Origin of the sequence: Serratia sp. CC22-02, from assembly GCF_900182895.1 — a bacterium.
Lineage (GTDB): Bacteria > Pseudomonadota > Gammaproteobacteria > Enterobacterales > Enterobacteriaceae > Serratia > Serratia nevei.
Genome location: NZ_FXUD01000002.1, coordinates 1 through 12,457 on the forward strand (window position 1 = coordinate 1; position 12,457 = coordinate 12,457).

General features: G+C 56.7%; 11 protein-coding genes, 2 tRNA genes and 1 rRNA gene. 9 read left to right on the forward strand and 5 right to left on the reverse strand.

Annotated elements, in window-relative coordinates:
* The 3 genes from rrf to dkgB form a co-directional block, all read left to right on the forward strand.
* Positions 1 to 85: ribosomal RNA gene (gene rrf, locus QOL81_RS25790) — 5S ribosomal RNA — on the forward strand; the annotation flags it as partial.
* A 94-nt stretch (positions 86 to 179) separates the two neighbouring features.
* Positions 180 to 256, forward strand: a tRNA-Asp gene (locus QOL81_RS06735).
* Positions 257 to 469: 213 nt separating this feature from the next.
* Positions 470 to 1,273 carry a 2,5-didehydrogluconate reductase DkgB gene (dkgB, locus tag QOL81_RS06740; RefSeq protein WP_060425251.1) on the forward strand — a complete coding sequence of 268 codons (804 nt, stop codon included), beginning with the start codon at positions 470 to 472 and terminating at the stop codon, positions 1,271 to 1,273.
* Positions 1,274 to 1,319: 46 nt separating this feature from the next.
* Here dkgB and yafC read toward each other — a convergent pair whose 3' ends face one another.
* Complete coding sequence (yafC, locus tag QOL81_RS06745) at positions 1,320 to 2,204, reverse strand: DNA-binding transcriptional regulator YafC (protein ID WP_060425254.1); 885 nt, start codon at positions 2,202 to 2,204, stop codon at positions 1,320 to 1,322.
* 330 nt (positions 2,205 to 2,534) lie between these two features.
* Between yafC and QOL81_RS06750 the strand changes: the two genes are divergently transcribed.
* A complete protein-coding gene (locus QOL81_RS06750; RefSeq protein ID WP_025160092.1) occupies positions 2,535 to 3,329 on the forward strand; it encodes an endonuclease/exonuclease/phosphatase family protein in 795 nt (264 codons plus the stop codon).
* Positions 3,330 to 3,381: 52 nt separating this feature from the next.
* Here the strand turns inward: QOL81_RS06750 and mltD are convergent, their stop codons facing one another.
* Entirely contained in the window at positions 3,382 to 4,764 is a 1,383-nt protein-coding gene (gene mltD, locus QOL81_RS06755) for a murein transglycosylase D (RefSeq protein ID WP_060440648.1), read from the reverse strand.
* Positions 4,765 to 4,835: 71 nt separating this feature from the next.
* Positions 4,836 to 5,591, reverse strand: a complete 756-nt coding sequence (gene gloB, locus QOL81_RS06760) for a hydroxyacylglutathione hydrolase (protein WP_072265509.1) — start codon at positions 5,589 to 5,591, stop codon at positions 4,836 to 4,838.
* A 44-nt stretch (positions 5,592 to 5,635) separates the two neighbouring features.
* On the opposite strand from gloB, the gene QOL81_RS06765 reads away from it, so the two are divergent.
* On the forward strand, positions 5,636 to 6,355 hold the full coding sequence (locus tag QOL81_RS06765) for a class I SAM-dependent methyltransferase (RefSeq protein WP_060425259.1): 720 nt from the start codon (positions 5,636 to 5,638) through the stop codon (positions 6,353 to 6,355).
* Here the strand turns inward: QOL81_RS06765 and rnhA are convergent.
* Complete coding sequence (rnhA, locus tag QOL81_RS06770) at positions 6,352 to 6,819, reverse strand: ribonuclease HI (protein WP_033649910.1); 468 nt, start codon at positions 6,817 to 6,819, stop codon at positions 6,352 to 6,354. The two genes, QOL81_RS06765 and rnhA, sit on opposite strands and share 4 nt — an antisense overlap.
* Positions 6,820 to 6,891: 72 nt before the next feature.
* Here rnhA and dnaQ point away from each other — a divergent pair, with 72 nt between their 5' ends.
* Complete coding sequence (dnaQ, locus tag QOL81_RS06775) at positions 6,892 to 7,635, forward strand: DNA polymerase III subunit epsilon (RefSeq protein WP_159317667.1); 744 nt, start codon at positions 6,892 to 6,894, stop codon at positions 7,633 to 7,635.
* Between the two features lie 144 nt (positions 7,636 to 7,779).
* Positions 7,780 to 7,856: transfer RNA gene (locus QOL81_RS06780), tRNA-Asp, on the forward strand.
* Positions 7,857 to 7,961: 105 nt separating this feature from the next.
* Here QOL81_RS06780 and QOL81_RS06785 read toward each other — a convergent pair.
* The gene (locus QOL81_RS06785; protein ID WP_283439748.1) at positions 7,962 to 10,202 is read right to left on the reverse strand and encodes a TonB-dependent siderophore receptor; all 2,241 of its coding nucleotides are present in this window, start codon (positions 10,200 to 10,202) and stop codon (positions 7,962 to 7,964) included.
* A 229-nt stretch (positions 10,203 to 10,431) separates the two neighbouring features.
* On the opposite strand from QOL81_RS06785, the gene QOL81_RS06790 reads away from it, so the two are divergent.
* The gene (locus tag QOL81_RS06790; RefSeq protein WP_100397117.1) at positions 10,432 to 11,310 is read left to right on the forward strand and encodes a siderophore-interacting protein; all 879 of its coding nucleotides are present in this window, start codon (positions 10,432 to 10,434) and stop codon (positions 11,308 to 11,310) included.
* Between the two features lie 136 nt (positions 11,311 to 11,446).
* The gene (locus tag QOL81_RS06795; protein WP_283439749.1) at positions 11,447 to 12,286 is read left to right on the forward strand and encodes a MurR/RpiR family transcriptional regulator; all 840 of its coding nucleotides are present in this window, start codon (positions 11,447 to 11,449) and stop codon (positions 12,284 to 12,286) included.
* Positions 12,287 to 12,457: the final 171 nt, after the last annotated feature.

Genomic DNA, 12,457 nt, shown 5'->3' on the forward strand with positions numbered 1-12,457 from the left:
ACCCCATGCCGAACTCAGAAGTGAAACGCCGTAGCGCCGATGGTAGTGTGGGGTCTCCCCATGCGAGAGTAGGACACTGCCAGGCATCAAATAAACGTTATCAGTGTGACGACTGGTAATGCGCAAATCGCAGAGCGCGATTTTGCCGGCATCGAGAGATGCAACGTAAAAGAATCGGTGGAGCGGTAGTTCAGTTGGTTAGAATACCTGCCTGTCACGCAGGGGGTCGCGGGTTCGAGCCCCGTCCGTTCCGCCACTTAATTGATAAGCCCTGAGTCTCTGACTCAGGGCTTTTTCATATGCAAAATTCACGGAATATCGTCGAAATTGCCACCGCTCCTGCCGCTTTTCCTCAATATTGTTGCCTGTTGATCAAAAGTCTTATGCCGAACCTGGCGTTTTTGCTCACTAAAAATATTGCCATACTCTCTCGCATCGCTATTTATCCACTAATGAGAGAGTAAACATTGTGAGCATTCCTGCATTTGGTTTAGGTACTTTCCGCCTTCAGGATCAGGTCGTTATCGACTCGGTGAGTACGGCGCTGGAACTGGGCTATCGGGCTATCGATACCGCACAGATCTATGAAAACGAAGCGGCCGTCGGCCAGGCTATCGCAGCCAGCGGTGTGCCGCGTGACGAGCTGTTCATCACGACCAAAATTTGGATCGCGAATCTGGCCAAGGGGTCATTAATTCCCAGCCTGCGAGACAGCTTGGTCAAACTGCAGACCTCGTATGTCGATCTGACATTGATTCACTGGCCATCGCCAAATGATGAAGTGTCGGTCGCCGAGTTTATGGCTGAATTGCTGGAAGCCAAGCGATTGGGGCTAACCCGTCAGATAGGGGTATCCAATTTCACGGTCGATCTGATGCAGCAGGCGATTGACGCGGTCGGTGCCGATCAGATCGCAACCAACCAGATCGAACTGTCGCCGTTCTTGCAGAATGAGAAAGTGGTGGCGTTCGCACGGCAGCATGGCATTGCCATCACCTCTTATATGACGCTGGCGTATGGCAAAGCGTTGCAGGAGGAGACGATCAAGCGTATCGCGGCGCGGCACAAGGCGACGCCGGCACAGGTGGTCCTGGCCTGGGCGCTGAAGCTCGGCTATGCGGTGATCCCTTCCTCGACCAAGCGTGAAAACCTGGAAAGCAACCTGCTAGCGCAGCAGCTGCAGCTGAGTGATGAAGATATGGCACAGATTGCCGCGCTGGAAAGCAACGGCCGGTTGGTCAGCCCGGAAGGTCTGGCACCCGACTGGGACTAATCTTCAGATATGATGACCTCAGGCGCTCGAGAGAGCGCCTTTTTTATCACTTTAACCGCTCGCTGATAAAATCGATAAAGCTGCGCAGGCGGTTACTGACGGCGCTATCGCTGTAGTACACCGCGTTGATCGGCATTTCGAGTGGCAGCGTGTCCCCCACCAGAAGGGGGACCAGATCCCCGCGTTTGACGTCTTCATCACTCATAAAGTCCGACAGGCAGGCGATGCCGTTGCCGTGCAGGCACAGGTGGCGCTGGGTTTCGCCGCTGTTGGTGGTCAGCCCTGGAACGATCTCCAGTTGGCGACCATCGGCACAGGCCAGCGGCCAGCGGTTTAGGTTAGGCAGGTCGTTAAAGCCGATGCAGCAATGGTGTTCCAGATCGGCCACCGTCTTTGGCGCGCCATACTGCGCCAGGTAGGCGGGGGAGGCCAGGATGCGCCGATAGCTGGCCATTAGCTTGCGCGCTTTCAGCGTAGAGTCCGTCAGCTCGCCGACGCGGATTGCGATATCCACTTTCCGTTCGATCAAATTGATGAAGTTTTCCGAAGAGACTAACGATAGCGACATTTCCGGATAGCGTTCACGAAACTCGGCGACCAGCGGCGTCAACAGATGCAAGACGACCGGCGTTGCGGCATCGACGCGCAGCAGCCCCTGCGGGCGTTGGCGGCTTTCCAGCAACGCATTTTCCGCTGCGGCCATATCGCTCAACACCTTTTGCACCTGCCGAAAGTAGTTTTCGCCTTCCTGTGTCAGGCTGATTTGGCGTGTCGTACGGTTGAGCAGGGTCACGCCCAGCTTGCTCTCCAGTTTTTTTACCGTACGGCTAACCACGGAGTTGGCCTGCTGCAGGCGCTCTGCCGCCCGGCTGAAGCTGCCGCTCTCCACTACGGTGACGAAGGTGATAAGCTCGTCCGAATTCGCTTTCATTTTTGCTCCACAGGCAAACATCGTTTGAAATTTTGAGCGATTTCGTCATTTAATCACGTCGGAGCATCGCCGTCACCCACTTGAGCGCGAACCTGTACATTCCGATATCCCGTGCGCATTTTGCTGGCCTTTTCGCATTTTTCACCTCTGATGCGTCACCTTTACACAGCTATACCCTCAGAATATTGAAATCACCGCAGACGGCCCCTATAACTGAAAAGATTATGCCTGTAAAAGCCATGCCCTCTGTGCGGGGCAGGCGTATAATCAATTCACCGTTGGCGAAGTCTTCATCGCCAGTTTCATGCTAATGGGTAATAGGCGAATCGCGTGCCGAAACGAACTTATGCAATGAGGTATGTTGCAGGCCAGCCAGTTGAGCGAATTTTTCCTGGCGCCGTTAACCAGCCGTTGCCGCCAGGGGCTGCGCTGCCGACGACCGGCGCTCTGCGCGTCATGGTATGGAATATTTTCAAACAGCAACGAGCCGACTGGCTTTCGGTGCTGAAAAATCATGGCAAAGATGCGCAGCTGGTGTTGTTGCAAGAGGCGCAAACCACGCCGGAGCTGGTGAGCTACGCTACCGCCAACTATCTGGCGGCCGATCAGGTGCCGGCCTTTGTGTTGCCGCAACATCCTTCCGGCGTGATGACGCTGGCAGCCGCTCATCCGGTTTACTGCTGCCCGCTGCGTGAGCGTGAGCCGCTGCTGCGGCTGTCCAAATCGGCCTTGATCACCGTTTACCCGCTGTACAATGGCGAGCTGTTGATGGTGGTGAATATCCATGCGGTGAACTTCAGCCTGGGAGTCGACGTCTATAGCAAGCAGCTGGGGCCGATTGGCGAGCAGATCGCCAGCCATCGGGGGCCAGTGATCATGGCGGGGGACTTCAACGCCTGGAGCCGTAAACGTATCAACGCGCTGTATGACTTTGCCGGCGAAATGGCGCTGCGCGAGGTTAGCTTCACCGACGATCATCGTCGCAAGGCCTTTGGTCGCCCGCTGGACTTCGTGTTTTACCGTAACCTGGGTGTTGTTGAGGCCTCGGTGCTGGTGACCAGCGCGTCGGATCACAATCCGTTGTTGGTGGAGTTCCACCCGGAAAAAGACTCCCCCGTCTGGTGAATCGCAGGTAATAAAAAAGCACCCCGAGGGGTGCTTTTTTTGTGCCGGAAACTTAGGTATCCGGCGTTAGCTTGTTGCCGACAAACAGGGTCAACTTCAGACCGGGTTGCAGACTGCCTTTACCGAGCGTTGAATTCCAACGCATCACGTCGTTAATATCGACGCCGTGACGACGTGCAATGCTGGCGAGCGAATCACCTTTGCGAACCTGATAGGTGATACTGCTGTTACTGCCCGTATTGCTGGCCACTTGCAGGGTTTGCCCAACTTTTAAGGCGCTCTTGGCGCGCAAGTTGTTCCAACTCTGCAAATCGCTGGTCTTAACGTTCAGCCGCTTGGCAATGCCCGATAAAGTGTCGCCGGAGCGTACTTTATACGAACTGCCACCGGACAAACCGCTGTTCTTCGCCAACTGCGTCGTTGGCTGAGTCACGGCGATCTGGCCATCGGCCAGCGAGTCTTTCAGCTGATCGGCATGCCCTTTGGGAACCATGATGTAATGGGGCCCGTTAGGTGCCGTAACGCCTTTTTTGTAGCCTGGGTTATACGCTTTCATCTTGGTGACCGAAAGCCCTGCCATCTCAGCCGCCTGAGTCAGCTGGATCTGCTGTCCGACATCGATACGCGCCAGCGCACGGGTTTCATCCGTTTTCGGGAGTTTCACGCCGTACTTCTTGCTGTTCTTGATGATGTCGCTCAGCGCCAGCATTTTCGGGACATAGATTGACGTTTCACGCGGAAGCGACAGTGCCCAGAAATTGGTTGGCTTACCCTGGCGTTTGTTTGCCTTCACCGCTTGCATCACGCGGCCTTCACCACTGTTATAGGCGGCTACGGTCAATAACCAGTCGCCGTTAAACATGCGGTTCAAGCGTTGCATCATGTTAAGCGCAGCGGTTGTCGAGGCGACGACATCGCGTCGACCGTCATACCACTGATTGTTTTTCAAACCATAATTGCGACCCGTTTGCGGCACGATTTGCCATAGCCCTGCGGCGTTGGCACTTGACGTGGCGTGTGGGTCAAAAGCGCTCTCCACTATGGGTAGCAGTACCAGTTCCATCGGCATATTACGTTTCTTAATCTGCCCGACTATCCAGTACATGTACGGCTCTGCCCGTAATGTTACATCGTGGAGATAGCTCTTACTTTTTAAGTACTTTCTTTTCTGATCACGGATCCGGGAATTTTCCGGAACCTCCATCTTCAGCTCGTCGCTAATGAAGTTCCACAGGTCCTGTTGCGCGGCGGGACTGTTGTTATCCAACCACCGCGCCGAGCTCGCTCGGCCATTTGCTGTGTACTCTCCTGCTTCACCATCTTGACCAGCCGAAGACAAACTCTGTGCATGCTGTTCTGGCGCCGGTGCGTCCTGCCTGGACGACTGGCAACCCACTAGCAAGACTGAGGCGAGAAATATCGCTTTAGCCTTCATGTGTGTGTCAATGTAGTTGCTTAAAAGACGAGCAATAATACTTTGCTTCGCCAAATAACACAACTAAAAGCTTAGAAGTTATCTTTCCGCAGGCGTAATTCGGAAAAAACTGAATGAAGGCTTTCCGGTGGTGAATTAAAGCCTAATTTCTTTTGTAAATCAGCGTCATGGCAACGTAAAAACAGGTTAATTTTGCGCTCTAATTGCAATGTGGTTGGCACGCTGGCTTGGCCTTTTGCCCTTAACGCTTCAACATGTTGTTGATATGTTTCAATCTCTCGATCTTCCGGCAAAATAGCCCGCGCAAACTTAAGATTTGAAAGAGTATATTCATGCGCGCAGCAAATTAAGGTGTTATCGGGAAGTTGCGCGAGTTGTTGAAATGAGTCGTACATTTGTTTGGCGGTGCCTTCAAACAGCCTGCCGCAGCCGGCAGAGAACATTGTGTCGCCGCAGAACAGATAAGGGGCACTATAGAATGCCACATGGCCTAACGTATGGCCGGGGACGGCGAACGTCCTGTAATGGCGGCCATCGATGTCAAAGGTGTCGCCGTCGCGGACGATGTGATTGGCGCCTTTGTCTGCGGTTTCTTGCGGCCCATAGACGGCCAGGCCGGGATACTGGGCCACGATCTGCGCCACGCCGCCGACGTGATCGTGATGGTGGTGGGTCAGCAGGATCGCCGCCGGCACCAGCTGCAGGCGCTGCAGCGCTTCGAGCACCGGCTGCGCCTCACCCGGATCGACGATAATGCAGCGTCCCTGCCGGTCATCCAATAACCAAATGTAATTGTCCTGGAAGGCGGGAATACTGATAAGATTCATGGTGTACCTCTCGTTGGCAACGGCTTGAAAGAAGATAATAAATCATGAAACCAGCCCATACTCTACAAAAGCTCACCGGCCCGCAGTCCTGGGCGGCGCTGCCGTGGGGGGAGTACTATCGTGAAGCGCTCGAGCGGCAGTTGCAACCCTGGTGGCCGAAGCTGTTCGGTTTCCATCTGCTGAAGATGGGCATGCTCAGCGCCGAGTTGGCCACGGACAAATGCGCGATTTCCCATCAGGTCAACGTAGGGCTGGAGGGCGAAGGGCTGCAGGTGATCGCCGATGCTTATCAACTGCCGTTTGCCGCCAAGTCGGTGGATGCCTGCCTGTTGGCGCATACGCTGTCCTACGCGGACGATCCGCACCGCATGTTGCGCGAGGTGGACAGGGTATTGATCGACGACGGCTGGTTGGTTATCAGCAGCTTCAATCCGTTCAGCCTGTTGGGATTGGGCAAGCTGGTGCCCGGATTGCGTCATCGCCAGCCCTATGTCAGCCGCATGTTTACCCAGATGCGGCTGCTGGATTGGCTTAGCCTGCTGAATTATGAGGTGCTGCACCAGGCGCGTTTTCACGTGCTGCCGTGGCATCGCCAGGGTGGAAAATTTTTATGCACCCATTTGCCGGCGCTGGGCTGCATGAGCGTGATTGTGGCGCGCAAACGCACCTTGCCGCTGACGCCCACGCCGATGAAACTGGGGGCGAGAAAACCGTCTCTCAGCCGCGCGGTGGGCGCGACCAAGAGCTACCGCAAACTGCCTTAGGCTTCCGGTTGATAACCGACGTCTTCCTGCGTCGGCTTGCCGGCCGCTTCGCGCGCCAGCACGTCACAACGTTCGTTCTCCGGGTGGCCGGCGTGGCCCTTGACCCATTCCCATTTTACCTCGTGGCGCTGAATGGCCAAATCCAACCGCTGCCACAGATCGACATTCTTGACCGGCTTTTTGTCGGCGGTTTTCCAGCCGCGCTTCTTCCAGTTATGGATCCAACTGGTGATGCCCTGGCGCACATACTGGCTGTCAGTGCTGAGCGTCACGGCGCAGGGTACGGTCAGCGCTTCCAGCGCCACGATCGCCGCCATCATTTCCATGCGGTTATTGGTGGTCAGACGAAAACCCTCGCTGAAAGTTTTTTCCGTCTGCTTATAGCGTAATATCGCACCGTAACCCCCGGGGCCGGGATTGCCAAGGCAGGAGCCATCGGTGAAAATTTCTACCTGTTTGAGCATCTCTGGTAGACTCTTCCTATCAGTTTTATAAAAGCCAAGTCTGACATAAACGAGCGCTGTGAGCACTGCAATATGATCTCTACAACCACCAGACAGATTGTCCTCGATACCGAAACCACCGGTATGAACAAGCTTGGGGTGCACTACGAAGGGCACCGCATCATCGAAATCGGTGCGGTGGAGGTGATTAACCGCCGCCTGACCGGGCGTAACTTCCACGTTTACATCAAGCCGGATCGGCTGGTGGATCCGGAAGCTTACGGCGTACACGGCATCAGCGACGATTTCCTGGCCGACAAGCCGACCTTCGATCAGGTTGCCGACGAATTCCTCGACTTTATCCGCGGCGGCGAGTTGGTGATCCATAACGCGGCGTTCGATATCGGCTTTATGGATCACGAATTCCGCATGTTGCAGCAGGGCATCCCGAAGACCGAGACCTTCTGCACCATCACCGACAGCCTGCTGATGGCGCGCCGCCTGTTCCCAGGCAAGCGCAACAACCTCGATGCCTTGTGCAGCCGCTATGAGATAGACAACAGCAAGCGTACGCTGCACGGCGCATTGCTCGATGCCGAGATCTTGGCGGAAGTCTATCTGGCGATGACCGGCGGTCAGACCTCGATAGCGTTCCAGATGGAGGGTGATACCCAGCAAAACGACGCCGCGCAAGAAATTCAGCGCATTGTCCGCCCGGCGACCGCGATGAAAGTGGTCTACGCCAGCGACGAAGAAGTGAAGGCGCACGAGGCGCGTCTGGATCTGGTGGCGAAAAAGGGCGGCAGCTGCCTGTGGCGCGGTTCGCCGGCCGAGTAATGGCATTGTTGCACGAAAAAAACGCACCGGATGAACCTTCGTTGAAAAACTGTGCAAACGGTTCATTTGGTGAGAAAAAGGCGTTGACGGAACCGAGAGGCGTCCGTAATATGCGCCTCGTTCCCCCGCAAGAGGGAATGGCGCGGAGCGGTAGTTCAGTTGGTTAGAATACCTGCCTGTCACGCAGGGGGTCGCGGGTTCGAGCCCCGTCCGTTCCGCCACTATTCAGAAGCCCTGAGTTAGCGATAACTCAGGGCTTCGTCGTTTCTGCTCTCTGCAAAACGGTGCGGCCCAATAAACGGGGCCGGCAGACCGGCCCCTTATCCTCAGAACAACACCGAGTAGTTCAAGCCGAAGGTGCGTCCGCGGCCTTTATAACTGTACAGCTCAGGCGAGCCGTAGGTCGGGCTGTACAGGATCGGCGCGCGTTGGCCCCAAACGGTGGTGTACTCCTTGTCCAGCAGGTTTTCCACGCTGAAGCTGACTTTCCCTACCGGCAGGGTATAGCTGCCGAGGAAATCGAGAGTGTTGTAGCCATCGATTTTGCGGCCCTGGGTGGAGTTGGCCTTGGTGTAATCGCCGTCGTCCGACACGTCGAAGGTTTGCTGCGACTGTAAGCGCAGATTCCAGTCGCCCGGCGCCCAGCCGACATAGGCGGTGACTTTCGATGGGCTGGCGGTATCCACCACCAGCTTCTTCCATTCGCCGTTGACCTTGGTTTCGGAACGGATAACGTTGAAGTTGGTGCCGGCGCTCCAGTCGCTGTCTTCAAAGAAATAATCCACCGCGCCTTCCACTCCGTAGATGCGGCGCTTGTCCGCATTGACGTTGATGGTCATGTCGGTTTTGTTGATGGCGATGCTCTTGTCGGACAGCGAATAGTAGGCGGCGATTTGCGTGCGCAGGTTATCGCCGGTATAGCGCCAACCCAGCTCGTAGGCATTGACCTTGATGCCTTCCAGCTTGGAATCGCCGACGTTGACGCTCTTCAGCAGCCGGTAATGGCCGCCATTCAACGCGTAGGTGCCGTTGCCGTAATACTTGCCCGGGTCCGGGATCTCGAAGCCCTGAGAGAAGTTGAACCAGGTTTGCTGGCGATCGGTCAGGTGCGCCAACAGGCCGGCGTTGAACAGCGCGTTGTTGTAGTCGGTTTTCCCTCCCGGTATCGCGTCGGCGGACGTCGCGGCGCCGGTGGCGATCACCTGCTGTTGGTTATAGCCGACGAAGTCGTCAATCTTGTTTTCGGTGTACTGGTAACGCAGGCCACCGCTCAGGGTGAAGATCGGGTTGATGTCGTAGCTGGCCTGCAGGAACGACGCCAGGTTGCTGGTGGTATAGCTCGGGTAGCGGCCGGTATTGTAGGCGTTCTCCAGCGTCATGCCGCCGGACTGTTGCGCCTTCGCCAGGTTGAAGAACTGTTGGTTGGCGTTGAAGCTCTCATGCTCGGCGTCGAGACCGTAAGTCAGCGTCAGTGCATCGACAGGCTTGCTGTTTAACGTCAGCTTGCCGCCGTAGAAATCGGTTTTTTGCTGCGAAGCGCCAATGCTGCTGACGTAATAGTTCGGCGCTTTGCCCGCCAGCGTCGGGAACGGGTAGAAGGTCAGGGTTTCGTCACGGTAGTAGACCTGCGCCACCAAATCCTGGCCGAGGAAATCGGTGTTGGAATACTGCAGGTTGATCAGATGGCGTTCGGTGCCGGGGATACGGTCGGAATTTAAGTTGCCGCTGTTGTATGCCTTGGCATTGCCGGTCACCGCCGCAAAGTTCTCTCCCAGGAACAGGCCGTGATCGCCGTCGGATTGGCTTTTATAGTATTGAGTGGTCAGCTGCAGCTGTTGGTGTTCGTCGATGTTGAGGGTGCCGGTGCCCATCACGTCGAGGCGATCGGAATACTGCAGGCCGGTTTGGGTATTGTCGATCAGCACCTCGTTGCCTTTGCCGTCGTACCAGCCACCGTAGCGTTGGTAAGAAACGGACAGGCGTCCCGAGGCGTTGTCGTTGCCACCGCTGACCGCCGCCGCCACGTTTTCGTCGTGATCGTTATGGCCGCCAAAGCCGGTTTTACTGCCGATCTGTAATTCGACCTGCTGTTCTCGTTGCCCCTTTTTGGTGACGATGTTGATCAGGCCGCCGGTGCTGCCGCCGCCGTACAGCGAGGTCGCGCCGGAAATCACCTCAATATGATCGATATTGAACGGATCGATCGAATCCAATTGGCGGCTGTCGCTGCGCGATGAATTCAGGCGTACGCCGTCGATCATCACCATCATCGAACGGCCGCGCATATTCATGCCATAGTTGGTGCGGCCCTGGCCGCTGACGTCCATGCCGGGGATCAGCTGCGCCAACATGTCCTTGATCTCTTTACCGCCCTGAACCTGCTGTTCGATCTCCTGGCTTTCAATGATCCAGGTCGTTTGCGCCATTTCCGCCGCGCTACGGTGCGAACGGCTGGCGGAGACCACCAACTGCTCTTCGTTGCCGGCTTTCTGATCCTCTGCCCAAGCCGCCGGCGCAAGCATTGCCAGCAGACAAGGGTTCAATACCCAAAGGTGTTTGCGTTTCATCGTTATTTCCCAGGTGATATTGTTATTACGTTATTTTTGAGAATGATTCTTTTATCAATAACGTTTCTTGTTATCAATAAAATCATGATATGATTTTTTGCGATACATTAACGTAATTAATTAGTTTTATTAACATTTTACCCGCTGCACGATCGCGCACTCCACGCCGTCAAACGGTAGCCGATCGGCCATACGTATAAGCGACAGCCGTTGCCGGAGAATCGAGAACATGTCCGCCAGCTACAGAATTTTTGATATCACCTTGAAAAGCAAAACGCTGATTTCACCTTCGCTGGTGCGCTGCGTGTTTGAAGGTGCGGATATTCATCGGATGAAGCTGGAAGCGCCGGATCAGCGCATCAAACTGTTGTTCCCGGCGGCGGACGGCAAGATCCCGCAGTTGGTCAACGGCCCGGACTGGTACGGCGATTACATGGCGATCCCCAAAGAACAGCGTCCGGTGATGCGCACCTATACGCTGCGTGCGCTGCGCTGTGAGCAGAATCAGATGGACGTCGAATTCGTGCTGCATGGCGTGAACGGCCCGGCCTCCGCCTGGGCGACCCACGCCGAGCCGGGTGACGCCCTTCAGACGGTCGCCCCCAACGCTGACTTCGACGGCGACAGCGGCGGCTACGAATGGGTGCCGCCGGCGCAGTTGCAGCAGGCGCTGTTGATCGCCGATGAGACGGCGGTGCCGGCGGCGATGGGTATTCTGGAGCAGCTGGCGCAGCAGGCCAATCCGCCGCGAGTGCAGGCATTTTTTGAGGTGCCGGTGGCGGGGGATTGCCTGGATTTGGCCCGTTTCCCGTTCGCCGAGGTTTACTGGCTGCCGCGTGACGTGGGCCACCAAATGGCGCATGGCACGCTGCTGGTGGAGGCGGTGCGCCAGCGGGTCGTTATCCCCGCGTCGGCGTGTGCGCAGGCGCAGTCCCTGGCGGAAAGCAGCCTGAGCGATGAGGTGTTGTGGGAGCGTGCGGCCGGCGGTAACGCTTTTTATGCCTGGGTGGCGGCCGAGTCTTCCACGGTGAAAACGCTGCGGCGTTATCTGATCGGCGAACGCGATCTGGATCGCGCTACCGTCAACTTCATGGCCTATTGGTGCTGAACGCGCGGCCCTTTTCCGGCATTGACGCGGTAGAAGGGCATGCCGCTGCCATTCCCCACCCACGAATAATTGCTTGCCAGCGGGTAGTTCGACCGTGCTATGTTCCGCTGAAACGAAGGTTACAGCGAGAACGATAATGCAACGGTTCGACGAACGCCTGCGCCGCGACTACCCACAGCTGACGCCACAGGAGCAGCGGGTGGCCGACTTCATTTTCGATCACTATGACGATTTGATCGGTTACAACAGCGCCGAGCTGGCGCGCCTGAGCGGCGTTTCCAAAGCCACGGTCAGCCGCTTGTTCAAACGGCTGGGCTACCCCAACTACCGCGCCATGCGCGATGAGCTGCGCACCCTGCGCCAAAGTGGCATGCCGCTGACCGACAGCCGCGATGCGGTGCAGGGCGATACGCTGCTGGCGCGGCACTGTAAGCAGGAAATGGCCAATCTCACCCGCTGGGTAAAGCAGATCGATGCGGTGCAGTTCAGCGCGGCGATCGCCGCACTGGCGCAGGCGCGAGGCGTAATGCTGCTGGGGCTGCGCAACAGCTATCCGATGGCGATGCACCTGCGCCAGCAGCTGATGCAGGTGCGTGAACAGGTGCTGCTGGCGCCGCAGCCGGGGCAGACGCTGGCGGAAGATCTGGCGGGGCTGACGCCGCAGGACGTGGCGGTGGTGGTGGCGTTCCGTCGCCGGCCGCGCCAGATAAAGGCAGTGCTGGCGCTGTTGCAAAGCCGCGGGGTACCGACGCTGTTGATCTGTGAACCGCAGGCGCAGGCGTTGTTCCCGTTGGCCAACTGGCATTTGACCGTGCCGCTCGACAGCGTGTCGGCCTTTGACAGCTATGCTGCCGCCATGAGCCTGGCCAGCCTGCTCAGCAATGCGTTGCTGCATGAGAGGCTGGCGCAGGGGCGGCAGCGCATTCATCACGTCGCCGAACTGTTCCAGGCGCTGGACGAACTGGAGCTGCGTTAAGCACGGCAGTTCATTTCCCTTCCTTCACCTTCCGCCGTTTAAGGCGGATCGGTCACCTCATTGTGTTACTTTGGTTTCATTAATTGATCATAAGAATCTTTTGTTTCAACTGAATCCCTATCGGGAGTAGGCTGTTGGGCAGCAAACAAACGTCATGTCGACGCTGACGGC